Here is a 19,910-nt window from a genome sequence, read left to right as displayed (position 1 = left end):
CCCAACATGCTTCTGATCGGCGTTGCCGGTACCGAACTCAGTGCACAGGAGCGCGACTGGCTGCAGCACGATGCGGTCGCCGGCGTGGTGCTGTTCAAGCGTAACTTCGCCTCGCGTACGCAAGTGGCCGAGCTGTCCGCGTCCATCCGCGCTGCGGCACCGCGTCCGGTGTTGATCTGCGTAGACCAGGAAGGCGGGCGCGTGCAGCGGTTTCGCGACGGTTACAGCGCCCTGGCGCCGCTGCAGAGCTTCGGCGCGCAGTATGCGCAGGATCCCGAGGCCGCCCTTGCCGCCGCGCGCGCGCATGCGCAGCTGATGGCCAGCGAAGTACGCGCCAGCGGCGTGGATCTGAGCTTTGCGCCGGTGGTGGATCTGGGCCGCGGCAACCGCGCCATCGGCGATCGCGCCTTCAGCGACGACCCGCAGATCGTGGCCAGCTTCACTCGTGCCTATGTGCAAGCGCTACACGGCGCCGGCATGGCCGCCACGCTCAAGCATTTCCCCGGCCACGGCACCGTGCTGGAAGACACCCATGTCGATCACGCCAGCGACCCGCGGCCGTTGGACGTGCTGCTGGCCGAGGACCTGGTGCCGTTCGTGGCCGGCATCGAAGCCGGTGCCGACGCGGTGATGATGGCGCACGTGGTCTACCCACAGATTGCGCCGGAACCGGCCGGTTATTCGCAGCGCTGGATCGAGCAGATCCTGCGCGGGCAACTGGGCTTCCGCGGCGTGGTGTTCTCCGACGACATCGGCATGGCGGCCTCGTTCAGTGCCGGCGGCGTAGCGGGCCGGGTGCATGCGCACCTGGATGCCGGCTGTGACGTGGTGCTGGTCTGCCACCCGGAACTGGTCGACGCATCGCTGCACGCCGTGCAAGGCCGCAGCCTCAATACCGCAGCATTGATCGGCCTGATCGGCCGCGGCGCGCTGGGCTGGGATGGCCTGCTTGCCGGCACCGACGCCTCATTCACCACTTCCCCTTCCGCCCCTTTCGGAACAACTGCCTGATGTCCACGCTCACCATTTCCCAGGCCCTGGCCCAAGCCGATCTGCTGGTCGACCGCCCCGCCATCGACGCGGCCGTCGGCAGCATTGCCGATGCGATCGCGCGCGACTATGCCGGCGAAGTGCCGGTGTATCTCACCATCATGCATGGCGCGCTGCCGTTCTCCGGCCAGCTGGCGCTGGAGCTGGGCGCACGCGGCCAGGACCTGCAGTTCGATTACCTGCATGCCACCCGTTATCGCGGCGAAACCACCGGCGGCGAGCTGGTGTGGAAGCACCGCCCGGCCACCGCGCTGTTCGGCCGCCGGGTGATTCTGGTCGACGACATTCTCGATGAGGGCTATACGCTGCAGGGCGTGCGCCAGTGGTGCCTGGAGCAGGGCGCTACCGACGTGCGTGTGGCGGTGTTGACCGTCAAGCGTCACGACCGCTGCGTGCCCGGCGTCGCTGCCGATTATGTGGGCGTGGAAGTGGCCGACCGCTACGTGTTCGGTTTCGGCATGGACGTCAACGAGCAGCTGCGCGGCATTCCCGCCATCTATGCGATGAAGCAGTAACTCCCGCAGTGTGCCCGCATCGCTGCGGGCAGCCCGGCGCGCATGCGTGCGCGCACCGTCATGTCTTTTTGTAGCAGAGGTCGGTTGTGTCCCCCAATTCCATCGCATTGGCCGTCATCGGCGGCACTGGTGTCTACAAGCTCGCGCAGCTGGACGAGGTGCAGACGCACCAGATCGAAACACCGTATGGCGCGCCCTCCGGACCGATTCGCGTCGGCATGTTGCTGGGTCATCGCGTGGCGTTTCTGGCGCGTCATGGTGAAGGCCATTCGCTGCCGCCGCACAAGGTGAATTACCGCGCAAACATCGCTGCGCTGCAGCAAATCGGCGCCTCGCGCGTGCTTGCACTCAATACCGTGGGCGGCATCACCGAACGGTTCGGCCCGCGCGTATTGGCGTGCCCGGATCAGTTGATCGATTACACCTGGGGCCGCGTGTCCACCTTCTGCGAAGAGCCGGGAAGCGAGGTGCAGCACGTGGATTTCGGTCATCCGTATTCGCCGATGTTTCGCAGCAAGGTCATTGCCGCGGCCAAGGTAACGGGTGTCACGCTGGTTGCCGATGGATGTTATGGAACCACGCAGGGACCACGGCTGGAAACGATTGCAGAGATCGCCCGCATGCGTCGCGACGGCTGCGATCTGGTCGGCATGACCGGCATGCCCGAAGCGGGTCTCGCACGCGAAAAAGGCCTGGAATATGCGTGTTTGGCGATCGTTGCGAACTGGGCGGCCGGCTGCGGCGACGCGCAGGAAATCACCATGGCCGAGGTGCTGAGTAACGTCGATGCGGCCTCGTCCGGATTGCCGGAGCTGATTGGCGAACTTGCACGCGGGTGATTGTCATTGGGGCATAAGCTTTGCATACTCGGCGCGTACGCTCCGCCGTACACCACCCATTAATTATTGCAAAGGTCTCGCATCACCATGCCGAACGGTACCGTCAAGTGGTTCAACGACGCCAAGGGATTTGGCTTCATCTCACCGGAGGACGGCAGCGCCGATGTCTTCGCGCACTTCTCCGCGATCAACTCCAAGGGCTTTCGCAGCCTGCAGGAAGGCCAGCGCGTCAGTTATGACGTGACCCAGGGCCCCAAGGGTGCCCAGGCTTCGAACATCACGCCGGTCGAGTGATGTGACTCGATTGTGCGGTTGAAGAACCCCGCCACGGCGGGGTTTTTTTTGCACCGGTCCATGCGGGATCGGTGAAGATCAGCAAAGAGCAGGGACGATGCAACGAGCATTACGGATTGCGGTAGTGGGCTATGGCACGGCCGGGCAGGCACTGGCGGTGCTGCTGGGTGCCGATGGGCATCGACTGGACGTGTTCGAGCGCGCCGCTGCGCCCGGGCCGGTGGGCGCAGGATTTCTGCTGCAGCCCAGCGGTCTGCAGGTGTTGTGGAAGATGGGATTGCTGCCGCAGGCGCTTGCGCATGGCGCGCCGGTGCGGCGGCTATATGGCGAGACGCCGTGCGGGCGCGCGGTGATGGACATGCAGTATCGCGATCTGGATACGCGGCTGATGGGCTTGGGCATGCAGCGCGGGGCCTTGTTTGCGCTGTTGCGCGATGCATGGCCGGAGCAGGCGCAGCTGCATGTGGATACGCAGATCACCGCGATCGATCACGACGGCGTGCGTGTGCAGGACCAGCGCGGGCACTGGCATGGTCCGTACGATCTGATCATCGCCGCCGATGGCTCCGCCTCTACGCTACGCGCGCAGGCGCAAGGCACGCGGCTGGATCGGGTGTATCCCTGGGGCGCGCTGTGGTGCCTGCTGCCACGCGAGGATTGGCCGTTCGTCGATGAGCTGCGTCAGCGTTACATCGGTGCGCGCAAGATGATCGGTTTACTGCCGGTGGGCACGCGGCCGGGCGACGACACGCCGCGGCTGAGTTTTTTCTGGAGCCTGCCGTGCAGCGATTTTGCCGCGTGGGAACAGCGCGGCATCACGGCATGGCGCGATGAAGTGGCGCAGATGTGGCCGGATGCACATGCGCGTCTGGAAACCGTGCAAGTGCATGGCGCACTGGCGCGTGCCAGTTACCGCGACGCGGTGGTGACGCGCTGGCATCGCGGCCGTTTCGTGCTGGCCGGCGATGCGGCGCATGCGATGAGTCCGCAGCTGGGGCAGGGCGTCAACATGGCGCTGCTGGATGCGTTGGCGATGCGCGATGCGTTGCGTGTCGGCACCGATCTGGATGCGGCCTTGCAGCACTATCAGCATGAGCGCCAGGCGCATGTGGCGATCTACCACCGCTGGAGCCGTTGGTTGACGCCGCTATTCCAGTCCGAACGCGATCTATGGGCACACGGACGCGACCTTCTGATGCGCCCGATGGGCCGCGTGCCTGGCGGGCGCGGACATATGCTGCGCGTGCTCAGCGGTACCCAGCAGGGTTGGTTCGGCAAGCTGGCATTGGCGCCGGAGTTTGTGGAGGCGTTGTCGCAACCAGTACCGCAACCGCAACTGTCGCCGCAGCTGCAAACACGTGCTGAGGCCGATGGCGTTAAAGCCGTGATGTAGCGCGTGTGGGTTGTTGCCGGCCAGACGCGTGACCAATCTGATGAGCGATGGGTGTGATCGCAGCCCGCACTGCAGGGTCGCTAACGCACCGGCAACGCCACCGCGTCGCCTTCCACACAGGCAACCAGACGCTCGCCTTCGATCAGCGTCGGGACGATGCCCGCGGTGAAATGCGAGAACGCCGGCAGGATGGTGACGCGCTCGCGCAACCAGAATGCCGGCCAGCGACGCGACATGCCGGGCAGTGCGGCCAGCGGATGCAGATGTCCGCACAGCACGTGCCCGGTCGGGTGCGGCAAGGGATCGTGGCGCAGCACGAACGGGCCATCTTCCACCTGCTCGCCGGCCGCTTCGATATGCAGATCCGCACCGGCCAACGCGCGGTCGTGGTTGCCGCGGATGGCGATCACGTGCAACGCGCAATGACGTTCGCGCCAGGCGCTCCAGCGGCGATGCCAGGCCGCGCGCGGGGCAGGCCCGTGCAGCAGATCGCCGAGGATCCATAGCGCATCCACGTCGCGTTGTTCCAGCAGCGCATCCAGCCGATCCAGATCGTGCGCGGTGCCGCCGGCCGGCATCCCGATGCCCGCCCGGCGGAACACATCGGCCTTGCCCAGATGCAGGTCGGCGATCAGCAAGGCGCGTTGCGCCGGCCGATACAACGCACGCTCGCCGAGCAATTCCACTGTTTCGCCGGCCAGCTGCAGTTGCACGCTATCGCCCATGTTTACGCTCCAGTTGTTCGGCAGCGCGCAGCACGCGGGCCTTCCAGTCTTCGGTACTCAGTTGGCCGCGCACGCGTTCTGCCCATAACGGAAACGACAGGGGAGTGAGACTGCGCGGTTTGCACAGGCGTAGTTTGCGGCGGGCGCAGTCTTTCAGTGCATGCGCAAGCCGCGCCAACTCGAGCTGGCCTTCGAACACTTCGCGCTCGGCTTGAGCCAGCAGCAGATGCTCGGGATCGAAGCGCTGCAAGACGTCGTAGAGCAAGCCGCTGGAGGCCTGCAGCTGGCGCAGGCTGCGCGGCGCACGGCCAGGCAGCGCTGGCGACAGCAACCCGGCAACGCGTGCGATCTCGCGGAATTGCCGGCGTGCCAACTCGCCCAGATTGAGGCTGTCGCGCAGATCGTCGAGCAATCCGTCCGGCGACAACAAGCTCTGCAGCACGCTCGCATCGAGTTCCACATCCTGCGCGGGCGAGAGCACAAAGCCATAATCATTGGCGGCAAAACTAAACGTATTGCGCTGACGCCGCCCCCAGCGCGCCGCAAGCAACGCAGCCAGCCCTTCGTTGACCTGGCGGCCGGCGAACGGATACACGAACACGTGTCGGCCATCGCGCGCCTTGATGCTTTCCACCAATAGATGGTCCGGGCCGGGCAGCGAGGACAGCGATGACTGCAGGCGCAGTAACGGCGCAAGCGCCTGCATTTCCGGCGCATCGCCGGGATCGGCGAATACCGCTTCCACCTCACGGCCCAATGCCGACGACAACGGCATGCGCCCACCCATCCATTTGGGCACCACGCCACTGCCGCCCTTGGCCACGCGCACATAAGCGGTCATGTCTTCCAGCCGCACCAGCTCCAGCAAACGCCCGGCGAACTGGAACCGGTCGCCACGGCGCAGACGGCCGACGAACTGTTCTTCCACCGCGCCCAGACGCCCGCCACGCAAAAATTGCACGCGCACGCTGCCGTCGCTGGTGATGGTGCCGATGGACAGGCGATGCCGCAGCGCGACGCGCCGATCGATGACGCGATACACGCCCTCTTCGTCGCGCACGACTTTATGGAAATCCGGGTAATGCGCCAGCGCGCTGCCGCCTTGCACGATGAAGTCGAGCACCGCTTGCCATGTGGCTTTATCCAGCGCGGCAAAGGCATCGGTGCCGCGCACTTGCTTAAACAATGCATCGGCGTGGAAACCGCCGCCGAGTGCGAGGGTGACGCAGTGCTGCGCCAGTACATCCAGCGACAAACGCGGCGGTGGGCGTGCCTCGATATGTCCGTGCACGATCGCGCGGCGCGCAGCGGCGTATTCCACCAGTTCCAGCGCATGCGAGGGCACGCACACCACATGCCCTGATTCGCCCGGGCGATGACGCGCGCGGCCGGCACGCTGCAGCAAGCGGGCAATGCCTTTCGGGCTGCCGACCTGCAGCACCTGATCCACCGCCGGAAAATCTACGCCCAGATCCAGGCTGGAGGTTGCCACCACGCAGCGCAGGCTGCCGTCGCGTAAGCCGAGTTCGGCCGCTGCGCGCAGCGAGGGGTCCAGCGAGCCGTGATGCAACGCGAGCGTGGCCGGATCGTCCGGCCACACCGCGTTCAAGGCCTGATGCCACAACTCGGCCTGCGCGCGCGTGTTGGTAAACACCAGGCTGGTACGTTGCTGCATGATCTTCTGCAGCACGCGCGCCAGCTGCGCCAGGCCCAGATGCCCGGCCCAGGGAAAGCGTTCGCCGCTCTCCGGCAGCAACGTCTCCAACGTCATCGCGCGCGGTTTGACGCCCGAGACCAGCGCAGCATCCGGGCGATGCGGCAACAGCACATCGCGTGCTTGGGATAAGTTGCACAACGTCGCCGACAAGCCCCAGAGGCGTAGTTCCGGCGCCCAGCCGCGCAAGCGCGCCAAGCACAGTTGCAGCAACACGCCGCGCTTGTTGCCGAGTAGCTCATGCCACTCGTCGACGATCACGCAGCGCAGCGCCGACAACTGCGGCGCGGTGTCGGGGTACGAGAGCAACAAGGCCAACGATTCTGGCGTGGTGACCAGTACATCGAGCTTGCCGCTGCGCGCCAGCCGCTTGTCGCGCGCGCTGGCATCGCCGGTACGCAAGCCCACCTGCCAATCCAGCCCCAGTGCTTCCACCGGTTCACGCAGGGCGCGTGCGGTATCGGCGGCGAGTGCGCGCAACGGGGTGATCCACAGTACTTGCAGTGTGCGTTGCTGCTGACGGCGCGCAGTCGTCGTGACAGATTTGATCGGCGTGCGGCGCCCGCGTGCAGCCAACGCTTCCAGCAGCGGCCCGCCGAAGGCCGCCAGCGTCTTGCCGCTGCCGGTTGGCGTATGCAGCAAGCCGGATTCGCCATCGAGATAGCGCTTCCACACATCGCGTTGAAACGGTAACGGCGCCCAGCCGCGCTGCGCGAACCAGGCACGCCATTGCTGCAACGGCGTGCCGCGTGTCTGCTGCGCGTCGCTCACCGTGCCAGCGCCTGCAAGCTGCTCAGGTGATCGGCCTCGGCCATCGGCTTGTCCTGGCGCCAGCGCAAAATCCGCGGAAAACGCACCGCAATGCCGGACTTGTGCCGCGCGCTGCGGTTGACCGCTTCGAATCCCAGCTCGAAAACATGATGCGCGGTGACCGCGCGCACCGGGCCGAAGCGCTCGGTGGTATTGGCGCGGATCCAGCGATCCAGTTGCAGAATTTCCTTGTCGTCCAGACCGGAGTAGGCCTTGGCGATCGGCACCAGCTGGCCCTCGTGCCACAGCCCGAACGTGTAGTCGGTGTACAGCGTGCTGCGCCGGCCATGACCGGCTTGCGCATACAGCAGCACCGCATCGATGGTGAGCGGATCGATCTTCCATTTCCACCAGTCGCCGCGTCGGCGACCGGACTGGTAGATCGAGTTGGCGCGCTTGAGCATCAGCCCTTCCACGCCGCGCTCGCGTGCATCCAGGCGCACTTGCGCGGCGGCCTGCCAATCGCTCACCTGCACCAATGGCGAGGCAACGATGCGTGGGTCGGCGAGTGTGGCCAGCACGCCTTCCAGCAGCGCGCGACGCTCCTGCAAGGGGCGCTCGCGTAAATCCTCGCCGTCGAGCTCAAGCAAATCGTAGGCGACCACGCGCGCCGGCGCCGCCGCCAAGGTTTTGGGTCCGGGCTTGAGCCGCTGGATGCGTGTCTGCAAGGCGGTGAACGGCATCGGTAATGGCTGCTCCGCTTGCCAGGCCAACAGCTCGCCATCGATGACGGTGCCCTCGGGCAACTGCATCGCAGCCTGTTCGATTTCCGGAAAACGACCATCCAGACGTTCTTCGCCGCGCGACCACAACGCCGCTTCGCCAGCGCGTCGAATCAGCTGCAGCCGAATGCCGTCCCACTTCCATTCCAGCAGCCAGGCATCGATCGCGCCCAGCGTTTCGACCTCGGCTTCCAGTGGCGAGGCGAGAAAGAACGAGTAGGGCTGCTGCCGATCGCCAGGCAATTCTTCGGCGGTCAGCAGGTTGGCCAGATAGGTCGGATGCGGCCGCCAGCTGCCGAGCATGCGCTGCGCGATGCGCGCGATCTCTATCCCGGACATCTCGGCCAAGGCCTGCTGCACCAGTCGCTGCGAGACGCCCACGCGCAAGGCGCCGGTTAGCAGCTTGTTGAACACCAGGCGCTCGTCGAAGGCCAGGCTGCGCCACGCCTGCACGATGCAGGCCTTGCGTACATCGACGTCTTGATTGGCGATCGGCAGCAGCCGCTGTTCGATCCATTCTGCAAGCGGTAAATCGGCCGCTTCGGTGGCCGGGTCATCCAGCAGCAAGGCCAGCGTTTCAGCCAGATCGCCGACGTGGTCGTAGCTATCTGCAACCAACCAATCGGCAATACCGGCGGTTTCGGTGATCCATTCGCGCAACTCGCCGCTGCTGGCGATGCGCATGCGTGTGCTGGCCACCTTGCCGCCGGCCAGTAAATACAACGCCCACGCCGCATCATGCGGCGGCGCGCTGCCGAAATAACGCACCAATGCTGCACGCTTGTCGAGCGTGCCGGTGCTGCGATCCAGGGTGCGGTACAACGCGGCAAATCGCTTCACGGCAGTGCCTGCGCAGTTGCGCATTTGTCTGCGGCGCGCAGTTTCATCGCGCGTTGCGTAAACGCACTCAAGCTGCGTACGCGACGCTGCGGCTGCGGCGGTCCGACAGTGGCCGCAGGCGCAGCGCGATGAATGCGAAACACCAGGGCGTGCCGACGAAATGCGAGCGCGCCGCTCAGGCGAATGCGAGGACGTGCGCGAACATAACGACGGGCGGGCAGCGGGTTCATTCCTCGGCTCCGAAATCGGTGCGGAAGGCCTCGGCAGCGACGCCGCGTTCCAGCAGATGCTGGATCAATGCATCGGTGTTGCCATGGGTGGCGATCACGCGCTGCGCGCCGGTCTCTTCGATGGTGCGCAACAGGTCCGGCCAATCGGCGTGATCGGACACCACAAAACCGCGGTCGTAATTACGTCGACGGCGATTGCCGCGAATGCGCATCCAGCCCGATGCAAACCCCTGTTGCGCATGCCGGAAGCGACGGATCCAGGCACTGCCGGCCGCCGAGGGCGGCGCCAGCACCAATTGGCCGGCATAGTCGGCGCCGCGCGCATGTTCGCTGACCGGTTGGGTGTCCAGCATCGCGATGCCGGCCTGGCGATACACCTCCACGCCCACCGCGATCGCACCATGCAACAATGCCGGCTGCGTGTCCCAGGCGCGCAATTCCGCCAACACCCGTTGCGCCTTGCCCAGCGCATAGCAATACAGAATTGCCGCTTCGCCACGCTCGGCGCATTCGTGGCGCCAGGCGACGATATCGGCTGCGACGTCTGAAGTATCCGGCCAGCGATATACCGGCAGCCCGAAGGTCGCTTCGGTGATGAAGGTGTCGCACGGCACCACTTCGAACGGTTTGCAGGTGGGGTCGTGCTGGCGTTTGTAATCGCCCGAGGCGACCCAGACCTCGCCATCGACTTCGATGCGCACCTGCGCCGAGCCGAGCACGTGGCCGGCCGGATGCAGCGACACCTGCGCGCGTCCCAGGCGAAACGCTTCACCATCGGCATGCGTGTGATAGACCTGCTCGCCGAGGCGCCACTGCAGGATCGGCAGGCTCTCGTGCGTGCAGTGGTATTCGCCCATGCCACTGCGCGCGTGGTCGCCATGCCCGTGGGTGATCACCGCACGCGGCACCGGCCGCCAGGGATCGATATGGAAGTCGCCCTGCGGGCAATACAGACCCTCGGGTCCAAGCACCACCAGATCGCCAGGTTTGTCGTTGCCGTTGCGCATGCGGCAACTCTGGCCAAGCCGGTGTGCAGATCCTGAGAATGGGAATAGCATGCATCGGCGTAACGCCTCGACACGTGCTTGCACGGCGAGGTTCGAGCGGGCGCGTGCGTGATTACGAGAAAGCGTCTAGCGCGACGCGGTCGAGCGTTTCGCGTGGCGAGACGTGCGCCTTCAACGTCGCTGGGACGCTGGGACGTTGCCTTTTGCTGCATCGAGAACGCAAATAAAACCTGACAAGCGAACATCAAAAGCGAGGAGTGATCGGCGTCGTCCGCGTTGATCCCGCTCCGATCCTGATCCCCGGCACGCCTGATCTCATGCAGGCCTTCCATCTGGGACTTGCCGTCCTATGCCTTAATGCCGCGTACGCCGCCCAGGCGAGCGCACCGCGGTCGCTTCCACGGCCAACGTAAATCCACGCTCTTCGCCGCCCTGCATGGCGCCGACATCCACGACCTGGCGCCGAATCTCTTCGCCCTTGCCGTTACGCACCGACACCACCACGGTGTATTCCCATGGATCGCCATCGGCGGGATGACGGATGGTGCCTTCGACCTTGAGCGGCACGATCGGGGCGGGTTGCGCATGCTGCACAGCTGCCGAGTCGAAGCGCAGGTGATGCTTGCACGCAGGGCAGACGCTGGCGCTTTCCAGAATCGTCGCCTTGCAGTGCGGGCAGCTGCGTGTGGCACCGGGCGTGCCCGGGCGGGGTGCACTCATGTGGCGTCGCTGTCTCCGCTCACGATTGCCTTGCTCGTGCCAACCGGTTTGCCGGTGTCTTCGCCCCAGCCGAAATCGGCCTGGCCGCGCATGCGGGCACCCGACGCCACGGTGAGGCTGCCGGCCTTGACGTCGCCAACCAGCACGCCGGAGGTCTGCAATTCCACTTGTGCAGCGGATTCGATATTGCCCTCCAGTTCGCCGGCGATGATCACCTTGTTGGCGCGCACGCCGCCGTTGAGCTTGGCGCCGCGTTCGATGGTGAGATCGCCCTTGACGTTGACGTCGCCCTTGAAGCGGCCGGCCAGACGCACGTGCCCGGCACCTTCGATCTTGCCTTCGATGCTGATGTCGGCGGCGATCAGCGATTCTTTTGCATCACTTTGGCGCTGCGGGGCCGCAGTGCTGGCTGCCGGCGTCACCGGCGCAACACTGGACGGGGCGGTGGCAGGCACCGGCGGAGCGGGGCTGGCCTCGGCGGTGAACAACCGGCCATCGGCGGCGGGGGGAACTTCGGGGGCGGCCGGAACGCCGTCTTTCTTGTTGGGACCTTGATCGCGCCACATCGACATCGGATTGCCTCGCTTGGGGGTCGAGGCCGACTATCGCCGCGTGGACCGATCTTTTGTGTGATGAATTCCACAATCCAACATCGACGGCGTGCGTGCTCAGTCCAATGGGGGTGCGACGGCCCCGTGTTGCTCGACCCGATTACGTCCGCGATGTTTTGCGATATACAAGGCCGCATCGGCTTTCTGGATCAGGCTCGAACCCAATTCGCCATCGACCGGGAAGCTGGCCACGCCGATCGAGGCGGTCACACGCGGCAACGCGCGTTGACCATCGCTGACCGCCAATGCGGCGATATAGCCGCGAATCTGCTCGGCCACGCGCATGGCTTCGGCACCATCGGTCTCGGGCAGGATAACGGTGAATTCTTCGCCGCCGTAGCGGCAGGCCACGTCTTCGGCACGCAGGCGGGTCAGCAGCAGCTCGCCCACCGCTGCCAGCAACAGATCGCCGCCGGCATGGCCCTGGCTGTCGTTGAACTGTTTGAAGTGGTCCACATCCAGCATCAACACCGACAACGGCAGGTCACGGCGTGCGCAACGCGCCAGTTCGTGACTGAGCGATTCTTCCAGATAGCGCCGGTTGTACAGCCCGGTCAGCGCATCGCGAATGGATTGCCGGCGTAGCGATTCGCGCAAACGCAGATTGCTCAATGCCAACGACAACTGTTCGGCAGCGGCCTCGGCGATTTCCAGGCGCGGCATCGGGCCAGGACCAGGCGAGGACAGAAACAGAAAGCCGAGCTGGGTGCCTTGCGCCGACATCGGCAGGCAGGCGGTGGTGATCGGCGCGGTGGTATCGGGCACGGCGATATGCGCACACAGCGCATCCCGGTGCAGGTCTTCGATGATGTGCGGCTGGCCCCGGCGCAGCGCCCAGCACTCTTCCGGCAGCAGATGCGGCGCGCTTTGCAGTAGCGGCTCGCCCCAATGGCTGATCGCTTCGGCGCGATCCTGCGACGCGCGCAGCAGATACACGCTTCCGGCCACGCCGGGCAGCAGGCTGGCCAAGGTGCGGCTGGTCACCACCAACGCCTCTTCGGCGCTGATGCAACTCTGCAGCAGGCCGGTGTAACGGCTGAGCAGATTGAGATCGGCGGTGCTGCGTTGCAATGCCCCGACACTGTCGCCCAGCTCGCGATTGGCCTGCGCCGCGAGCCGCTCGGCCTGCGCGCGATTGCGCAGTTCGCGCATCAACAAGCCGTAGACGGTGCCGACGACGACCAGCCCGAATGGAATGCCGGCCAGCGCCAGTACCAGCAGCAAGGTCGCACTTTGCCGGCTGCTTTCGGCGCGCTCCACCAATAGTTCCTGTTCGCGCTGCACCATGCTCAGCGACTGCTCGCGGATCGCACTGGTAGTGCGGAAGGCGCTTTGCCGGATGCTTGCGCGCGCTGGCTCCAGGCCACTTTGCGTATACAGATCGAGCACATGCTGGATCTGCTGCAGACGCGTCTCCACCAGTTGCTGCAACCGGTCCAGATGTTGTTCCTGGGTGGTGTTGTCGGTAATCAGCCTTCGCAGGTTGCCGAGCAGAATCGGCAGGCGCTCGACGCTGGTCTGATAGTCGAGCAAATATCCATCGTTGCCGGTGAGCAAAAAGCCGCGCTGCGCCGATTCGGCATCCAGCATGCGCGCCTGGATCTCGTCGATCCGGCCGATCACTTCATGCGTATGTGCCACCCACGCAGCATCGGCCAGCGAGCGGCGCGCACCGACGAAGATGCCGATGCCGATGGCGATGAAAATCAGCGCAGAAAAAGCCAGTGCAAGCTGATTGCTGCGGCGCGAAGTAAAAGAAGAAGGCATGCGCCGATGCTAGCCTGCCGTGCTCGACAACATGCGCTTTCTGCCGCCGACAAACGCACGCGCCGGCTCGATAAAGCCGGCGCGTGCGCAAAGTGCCAACGGGGTCACGCGGTGTTTCAGAGTGGCTGACAAACGCAGCGGGCGGCCGTTAGTGGGTAAGTACGCGGCGGCGGAGCCGGAAGGTACGCGTGGTACATGCCGATTCCGAGCACCGACCTTGCCCGCCTAGCGGTGAGCGCAGTCGTTGTGACAGCCGCGCTCTTAGTGCTCCGGATGCTCTGCGTCGTGCTTGTCGGCGTTCTGCTCGGCCTTGTTGGCCATCTCGCGGGTCTTGTCGGCGGTGGCGTCGGCGGCATTGGCGGTTGCGCGGCTGGCATCGGCTGCCAATTCGCGAGCGGCCACGCGTGCGTCGGCAGTGGCAGCCTTGGCCTGCACGGCAGCGCGATCGGCGGCCTGCTCGGTGGCAGCAGCAGCGTGCTTGGCGGCGGATGCGGCATCGCGGCGCGCCTGCTCTGCATCAGGGCCTTGGCAGGCGGCGAGCGAGAGGGCGGCAATGGCGCTCAACGACAGCATGCGGATCGTCTTCATGGGTGGTCCTGTTCCTGTTCCGGTGTTGGAAGGCGGAGCTTATGCAGGAGCCAATGCAGTGCGCGTCAATGCCGCAATGGCCATTCAGCCGCCGGGCGGGCACGCGGCTGTGCCATCCGCCGAACAAATCGCAGGCAAAGAAAAAGCCGCTGGAAACCAGCGGCTTTCTCCGAACTCGCTTGGAGCTAAGAAGTGATTACTTCTTGGCTTCTTCGGCGGTGTCCTTAGCAGCTTCGGCGGTGTTTTCAGCCGTCTTGGCAGCGTCGGCAGCCTGATCAGCAGCAGCGTCGGTCGCGGCGCCGGAAGCAGCCTGAGCAGCGTCAGCAGCGGTGTCAGCCGAAGAAGCAGCGGTGTTGGCAGCAGCCTGAGCGGCGTCAGCCGACTGCGAGCCCGAGGCAGCAGCCTGGTCAGCAGCGGTCTGAGCGTCGGCAGCAGCTTCGTTAGCCGAAGCAGCAGCGTCCTGAGCCTGTTCCGGCTTCGAGCAAGCGGTCAGGGCCAGGCCCAGAGCCATTGCGATCAGCAGCTTGTTAATGGTCATTGTTTCAATCCTCGTCGTTAGATTAGGCAACGCGCTATTGCGCGCCCCCGACATGATGACGGCCACAAGACTAGTGTCAAGCGTGCGCGCATTCAGTTTTGCAAAATCGCCGTTAAAAACAATCAAATCAATTCGATAGCGATGGCGGTCGCTTCGCCGCCGCCGATGCACAGCGTCGCGATTCCGCGCTTGCCGCCGCGCGTGCGCAACGCGTTCACCAATGTCACCACCAAGCGCGCACCGGATGCGCCGATCGGATGGCCGAGTGCGCAGGCGCCGCCATGCACGTTGACCTTGTCGTGCGCGATGCCCAGTTCCTTGATCGGCACCATCGGTACCACCGCGAACGCTTCGTTGATTTCGAACAGATCCACCTGGTCCAGGTGCCAGCCGATCTTGCCGACCAGGGTCTGGATCGCGGCCACCGGTGCGGTGGTGAACCACTCAGGTTCCTGCGAGTGGGTGACATGCCCGACGATGCGCGCCAACGGCGTGATGCCACGACGTTGCGCATCGTCTGCGCGCATCAGGATGGTGACTGCCGCGCCGTCGGAAATGCTCGACGAACTGGCGGCGGTGACGGTGCCGTCCTTCTTGAAGGCCGGCTTCAGGGTCGGAATCTTGGCCACATCGGATTTGCCGGGCTGCTCATCGCTGTCCACGACGACCTCGCCCTTGCGGGTTGCCACGGTGACCGGAACGATTTCATCGGCGAACGCGCCGCTGCGCTGCGCCGCCTGCGCACGCTCGACCGAGGCGATCGCGAAGGCATCCTGATCGGCGCGACTGAAATCGAACTTCTCCGCAGTGGCTTCGCCGAACACGCCCATCGCCTGGCCGTCGTACGGATTGGTCAGACCATCCCAGGCCATGTGGTCGACTGCCTGGAAGTTGCCGTAGCGGTTGCCGGTGCGCGAGTTGGGCAGCAGATGCGGCGCGTTGCTCATCGACTCCATGCCGCCGGCGACCACGATGCTGGCCGAGCCTGCCTTGATCAGATCGTGTGCGAACATGATCGCCTTCATGCCCGAGCCGCACACCTTGTTGATGGTGGTGGCGCCGGTGGAGGTGGGAATGCCTGCCGCAATCGCAGCCTGACGTGCAGGCGCCTGGCCGAGGTTGGCCGGCAGCACGCAGCCGACGATGACTTCTGAAATGTCGGCCGCTGCGATTCCGGCTTGCGCCAGCGCACCCTCGATGGCGGCGGCGGCGAGTCTGGGCGCCGGCACACCATTGAATTGGCCAAGGAACGAGCCGATGGCAGTGCGTTTGGCAGCAACGATGACGATGTCGGACATAGAGAGATACCGTTTAAAGTGAAACGATTATCTGCCTCATGCTCCGTTCGCGCCAGCCGCGACATTCGCTACTCAGTTAGCTGCGACAGTGGCGTGACGATGCGTTATAAAGACGTCGTTCGGGTCCGGATTGGGCCCTATCCATGGAATGGGTTCGGGGAGAACAACTCAGATGAAGAAGAGAGACGTCGCCAGGACTGTCCTGGCCTCGGCGCTGGCTGTGGCGTTGACCGCGTGTGGCGGCGGTGGAGGTGGTGGCGGCATTCGTCCGACCACACCGACTGCACCGCCACCGACCTCGCCACCGCCACCACCGCCGCCAACCTCACCGCCACCGCCGCCACCGCCAGTGGTGGCACCGCCGACGACACCGGAACCCGCATTCGACGCGCATCTGGCGCTGATCAATGCACGCGCTGCGCAGGCGTTGGGGTTCACCGGTGCGGGGTTTCGCATCGGCGTGATCGATACCGGCATCAATACCAATCATCCGGCCTTGCAGGGGCGGGTCAGCGACAGCTTCATCTATGTCGATCCGCGCACCAACAATGTCGCTGCGGGCGATGTGGTGGGCCACGGCACCGTGGTGGCGCAGCTGGCGGCCGGGCGTGCCGTGGGGCAGTGGCCGGGCGGCATCGCCAGCGGCGCAGGCCTGGTGTCCGCACGCATCATCAGCGATGAAGCGCCGGACGATGACGGTAGCGGCGAAGGCAACGAGGTCGATGGCCCGCTTGGACTGGCCGGCGTGCATGCCGACCTGATCAGCGCAGGCGTGCGCATCATGAATAATTCGTGGGGCGGGCTATATTGGAACGACCCTGCGGTGACCAATCAGATTGCGCAGGAATACCGGCCTTTCATCATCGGCAACGATGGGCTGGTGGTGTTTGCGTCGGGCAACGAATCGCGTGCGCAGCCCTCCGATACGGCGGCGCTGCCCAGCCAGCTGGGTCCGAACGGGACGCTGCCGGCCGCCGATCTGGAACGCGGCTGGTTGGTGGTCGCCGCACTGGATACCGCCAATCCCACGCAGCTGGCCTCGTACTCCAATGCTTGCGGCGTTGCGATGCGTTACTGCCTGGTGGCGCCGGGCACCTCGATGTTTCTCGACCCCGATGCCACCGCCAGCAACATCCGTTACTTCTATGGCAGCGGCACCTCGTTTGCCGCGCCGCTGGTGTCCGGTGCTGCCGCACTGGTGTGGGAGGCGTTTCCGTATTTCAACAATGATCTGGTGCGCCAGACGTTGCTGGGAACTGCCACCGATCTGGGCGCAGCGGGCGTCGATCCGACGTTCGGCTACGGCTTGCTCAATGTCGGCAAGGCGGTGCTGGGACCGGCACGTTTCGATTGGGGGACGGTGGATGTCACCGTCAATACCTTGCGTTCGACCTGGGCCAACGACATCAGCGGCAGCGGTGGCCTGACCAAGCGCGGGACCGGTACCTTGGTATTGAGTAGCGATGCCAACACCTTTGCCGGCGACACCCAGGTGCTCGGTGGCACCTTGCAGACCGCCAGTCTGCAGAGCGCGCGCGTGGGCATCGCCAATGGCGCCAGGCTGGTCGGTGCCGGCAGGATTGGTGGAACGGTGAACAACGCCGGCACGCTGCAGGTCAACAGTGCGGCGCTGTCTGTCACCGGCAATTACACCCAGGCGGGTGATGGCCGTCTGGCCTTGAACGTCGGCGATCGTTTGAACGTTGCGGGCACCGCGACGATCGCGGGCGATCTGCAAGTGCTCGGCCGGCGCGATTACGTGATCGACAACAACACCTACACCTTGCTGCAAGCCACCAACGGGCTGCAGGGTCGGTTCGATTCGCTCAGCAACGGGCCGGCAGTGACCTTCCTCGATGCCAATCTGAGCTACGACAGCAATAGCGCGTATCTGACGTTGCGGCGCATGGATGTCACTGCTGTTGCGGCAACGCTGGGCGTCATCGGCACTGCGTCGATGGATTCGGCAGTGCGTGTCGAGCAGGCGTTCCAGCAGGTGGATGCGCAACAACTGCAAGGCAGCGGCGCGATCAGTAACGGCTTCATTCGCGCCGCAGCGGCGTTGCAGCAATCGCCGAATGCGAAGGCTGCCGCCGATTCGTTGCGCAGTCTGTCCGGTCGTGCGCATGCGGCCTCGGCCGCGATGACCTTCGATACCATCGATCTGGGCCGGCGTGCGTTGGCGGCGCATTTCGATGGCTTGTCGCAGCAGCCGCGCATGCTCGGCGTCTGGCAACGTGCGCTCGGCGGGCCGGGCGAGGGCGGGGTGACCACTTCCGGATTCGCCACCTCCGGCTGGATGATGGGCAATGATCTGCGTCTGGCCTCCGGCGCGGTCGCAGGTTTTGCCTTCGGCGAAACGCGCTCCAACAGCCTGGGCGATCTGGACGGTGCGCGTGGGCGCGATCGTCAGGTGCAAGGTCAGCTGTACTGGGGCACCACGCTGGGCTCAGCCTACACGCTGGGTCAGCTGGGTTTCGGCAATGTCGATCGGCAGATCGAGCGCAGCCTGCAGTTCGGCGAAGACCGCAGCAGCGCCTTCAGCGACTACAGCGGCAGTTACCTCAGTGGCAACCTGGAAACCGGCTACCGCTGGGGCGGTGCACGCGCATCGCTGACGCCGTATATGGGTCTGGATTACGTGCGGCTGCGTAGCGAGGGCTTCCGCGAAAGTGGTGGCGACGGTTTCGGGTTGCGTGCCGATGCCAGCACCTCCTCGCGCACGCAGGTGCTGGCCGGTGTGCGTTCGGCATATCGCTGGCGTGGCATCCAGTTGGGCGGTTATGCCGAGTGGCAGCAGGCATTGAGCAGCGAAGGCCTGATGCTGGATGCCAGCTTCATCGGCGTGGATGCGTGGGCGCCGTTGCGCGGCATGCAGCCGGCGCGCTCGGGTGGTCTGTTCGGCATCGCGGCCTCGGCGCCGTTCGGCAACCGGAGCCAGCTGCGTTTCGGTTACGACCAGCGGGTGGGCGAGCGCGGCGACGATCGCGCGCTGAGCCTGCGTTACAGCGCCGATTTCTGATCGGCGTCCTGCATGCCCAGGCACTGCTGCCTGGGCATGCGGATCACTCGCCGCGCAGCTTGTGCAAAAAACGCGGTGCGGTGCGGCCCAGCGGCAATTTGAGCTTGCTGATGGCCTCGATACGCGTTTCGGCAATCTGATCGGCTGCCTGCTGCGGCGGTACGCCCAGCTGCGTGGACAGATCGAACACCTTTTCCAGATTGTGATAGATGCTGCGGATCAGCCGCATCGCACGTTCGCGGTTGTAGCCGTCGATCTCCAGCGACACATTCATCACGCCGCCAGCATTCACCACGTAATCGGGTGCGTACAGGATGCCGCGCTTGTGCAACTCTTGCCCGATGGCGGCGCTGGCGAGCTGGTTGTTGGCAGTGCCGCAAATGATCTTGGCCTTGAGCCGTGGCAGGGTCTGTTCGTTGATCGCGCCTTCCAGCGCGCACGGCGCGAACACATCGGCCGGCACTTCGTAGATCTCGTCCACACGCACGGCTTCGGCGCCGTATTCGGCCACTGCGCGGTCCATCAGCGCCGGGTTCAGATCGGTCACATAGAGTTTGGCGCCGCGTTCCTTGAGCAGCTTGACCAGCTCCATGCCGATATGGCCCAGGCCCTGGATCGCGATGCTGGACTTGCCGACTTCTTCATGGCCGAGCCTGCGATTGAGCGAGGCCATTAGCGCTTGCAGCGCGCCGTAGGCAGTGAACGGCGCCGGGTCGCCGGAGCCGCGATGCACCTGATGCACGCCGGTGACGTACTCGCTCTCCAGGTAGATCTTTTCCATGTCGTTGACGTCGGTGCCCACGTCTTCGGAGGTGATGTAGCGCCCGCCCAGGGTGTCGACAAAACGGCCGAACGCGCGGAACAGCGCTTCGCTCTTGTCGGTTTTGGGGTCGCCGATGATCACCGCCTTGCCGCCGCCGACATTCAGGCCGGCCAGCGCGTTCTTGTAGGTCATGGTGCGGCTGAGCCGCAGCGCGTCATCGAGTGCGGCTTCGCTAGTGGGGTAGGGGCGCATGCGCAAGCCGCCCAATGCCGGCCCGAGGCGGGTGCTGTGCAAGGCGATGATCGCTTTGAGGCCGGCGTCGCGGTTGTGACAGAAAATCACCTGCTCGTGGCCGGTGGTATCGAGGGTTTCGAAAAGCATCGAAGGCTCCGCGGGGCTGCGTGATGTGCCTTCCCTGAGGCCGGGTCTGGACCCGTGCAATGGGAAACAAAAAACGCGACGTC

The 19,910-nt window shown here is 65.1% G+C and carries 19 protein-coding genes; 7 read left to right on the top strand and 12 right to left on the bottom strand.

Features of this window, described 5'->3' with window-relative positions:
* Window positions 1-6: 6 nt before the first annotated feature.
* From nagZ to FFY45_RS12220, 5 genes are all read left to right on the top strand, one after another.
* Entirely contained in the window at window positions 7-1,011 is a 1,005-nt protein-coding gene (nagZ, locus tag FFY45_RS12240; protein ID WP_176340634.1) for a beta-N-acetylhexosaminidase, read from the top strand.
* Window positions 1,011-1,565 (top strand): hypoxanthine-guanine phosphoribosyltransferase, encoded by a 555-nt coding sequence (locus FFY45_RS12235; protein WP_176340633.1) that lies wholly within the window; start codon window positions 1,011-1,013, stop codon window positions 1,563-1,565. The genes nagZ and FFY45_RS12235 overlap by 1 nt, the downstream gene beginning before the upstream one ends.
* 86 nt (window positions 1,566-1,651) lie before the next feature.
* Window positions 1,652-2,404, top strand: coding sequence for an S-methyl-5'-thioinosine phosphorylase (locus tag FFY45_RS12230; protein WP_055820018.1), 753 nt, complete (start codon window positions 1,652-1,654; stop codon window positions 2,402-2,404).
* Window positions 2,405-2,491: 87 nt separating this feature from the next.
* On the top strand, window positions 2,492-2,698 hold the full coding sequence (gene cspE, locus FFY45_RS12225) for a transcription antiterminator/RNA stability regulator CspE (RefSeq protein WP_003488188.1): 207 nt from the start codon (window positions 2,492-2,494) through the stop codon (window positions 2,696-2,698).
* Between the two features lie 97 nt (window positions 2,699-2,795).
* Complete coding sequence (locus tag FFY45_RS12220; RefSeq protein WP_255171946.1) at window positions 2,796-4,091, top strand: FAD-dependent oxidoreductase; 1,296 nt, start codon at window positions 2,796-2,798, stop codon at window positions 4,089-4,091.
* 80 nt (window positions 4,092-4,171) lie between these two features.
* Here the strand turns inward: FFY45_RS12220 and pdeM are convergent, their stop codons facing one another.
* From pdeM to FFY45_RS12175, 9 genes are all read right to left on the bottom strand, one after another.
* Window positions 4,172-4,816 carry a ligase-associated DNA damage response endonuclease PdeM gene (gene pdeM / locus FFY45_RS12215; protein WP_176340632.1) on the bottom strand — a complete coding sequence of 215 codons (645 nt, stop codon included), beginning with the start codon at window positions 4,814-4,816 and terminating at the stop codon, window positions 4,172-4,174.
* Complete coding sequence (locus FFY45_RS12210) at window positions 4,806-7,301, bottom strand: ligase-associated DNA damage response DEXH box helicase (protein WP_176340631.1); 2,496 nt, start codon at window positions 7,299-7,301, stop codon at window positions 4,806-4,808. The genes pdeM and FFY45_RS12210 overlap by 11 nt, the downstream gene beginning before the upstream one ends.
* Window positions 7,298-8,902: an ATP-dependent DNA ligase gene (locus FFY45_RS12205; RefSeq protein ID WP_176340630.1), complete on the bottom strand. Its 1,605-nt coding sequence runs from the start codon at window positions 8,900-8,902 to the stop codon at window positions 7,298-7,300. The genes FFY45_RS12210 and FFY45_RS12205 overlap by 4 nt, the downstream gene beginning before the upstream one ends.
* A complete protein-coding gene (locus FFY45_RS12200) occupies window positions 8,899-9,132 on the bottom strand; it encodes a hypothetical protein (RefSeq protein ID WP_176340629.1) in 234 nt (77 codons plus the stop codon). Before FFY45_RS12200 ends, FFY45_RS12205 begins: the two co-directional genes overlap by 4 nt.
* Entirely contained in the window at window positions 9,129-10,139 is a 1,011-nt protein-coding gene (locus FFY45_RS12195) for a ligase-associated DNA damage response exonuclease (protein ID WP_176340628.1), read from the bottom strand. Before FFY45_RS12195 ends, FFY45_RS12200 begins: the two co-directional genes overlap by 4 nt.
* 354 nt (window positions 10,140-10,493) lie before the next feature.
* Entirely contained in the window at window positions 10,494-10,859 is a 366-nt protein-coding gene (locus FFY45_RS12190) for a hypothetical protein (RefSeq protein WP_055820037.1), read from the bottom strand.
* Window positions 10,856-11,431, bottom strand: coding sequence for a bactofilin family protein (locus FFY45_RS12185; RefSeq protein ID WP_176340627.1), 576 nt, complete (start codon window positions 11,429-11,431; stop codon window positions 10,856-10,858). The genes FFY45_RS12190 and FFY45_RS12185 overlap by 4 nt, the downstream gene beginning before the upstream one ends.
* 96 nt (window positions 11,432-11,527) lie before the next feature.
* Window positions 11,528-13,237, bottom strand: coding sequence for a diguanylate cyclase (locus tag FFY45_RS12180; protein WP_176340626.1), 1,710 nt, complete (start codon window positions 13,235-13,237; stop codon window positions 11,528-11,530).
* A gap of 261 nt (window positions 13,238-13,498) precedes the next feature.
* Window positions 13,499-13,825 carry an XAC1346 family secretion chaperone gene (locus FFY45_RS12175; protein ID WP_104549885.1) on the bottom strand — a complete coding sequence of 109 codons (327 nt, stop codon included), beginning with the start codon at window positions 13,823-13,825 and terminating at the stop codon, window positions 13,499-13,501.
* Here FFY45_RS12175 and FFY45_RS12170 point away from each other — a divergent pair.
* Window positions 13,791-14,021: a hypothetical protein gene (locus FFY45_RS12170; protein WP_217902559.1), complete on the top strand. Its 231-nt coding sequence runs from the start codon at window positions 13,791-13,793 to the stop codon at window positions 14,019-14,021. The genes FFY45_RS12175 and FFY45_RS12170 overlap by 35 nt on opposite strands.
* Here FFY45_RS12170 and FFY45_RS12165 read toward each other — a convergent pair whose 3' ends face one another.
* A complete protein-coding gene (locus FFY45_RS12165) occupies window positions 14,022-14,363 on the bottom strand; it encodes a hypothetical protein (protein WP_176340701.1) in 342 nt (113 codons plus the stop codon). It lies immediately after the preceding gene.
* 122 nt (window positions 14,364-14,485) lie between these two features.
* A complete protein-coding gene (locus FFY45_RS12160; protein WP_176340625.1) occupies window positions 14,486-15,661 on the bottom strand; it encodes a thiolase family protein in 1,176 nt (391 codons plus the stop codon).
* A 172-nt stretch (window positions 15,662-15,833) separates the two neighbouring features.
* Between FFY45_RS12160 and FFY45_RS12155 the strand changes: the two genes are divergently transcribed.
* On the top strand, window positions 15,834-18,683 hold the full coding sequence (locus FFY45_RS12155; protein WP_176340624.1) for an autotransporter serine protease: 2,850 nt from the start codon (window positions 15,834-15,836) through the stop codon (window positions 18,681-18,683).
* Between the two features lie 43 nt (window positions 18,684-18,726).
* Here the strand turns inward: FFY45_RS12155 and FFY45_RS12150 are convergent, their stop codons facing one another.
* Window positions 18,727-19,827, bottom strand: a complete 1,101-nt coding sequence (locus FFY45_RS12150) for a Glu/Leu/Phe/Val dehydrogenase dimerization domain-containing protein (protein WP_176340623.1) — start codon at window positions 19,825-19,827, stop codon at window positions 18,727-18,729.
* Window positions 19,828-19,910 lie beyond the last annotated feature (83 nt).

The organism is Xanthomonas hortorum (genome assembly GCF_011305375.1).
Taxonomy (GTDB): domain Bacteria; phylum Pseudomonadota; class Gammaproteobacteria; order Xanthomonadales; family Xanthomonadaceae; genus Xanthomonas; species Xanthomonas hortorum_E.
This window is presented reverse-complemented; position numbering and strand designations above follow the sequence as displayed.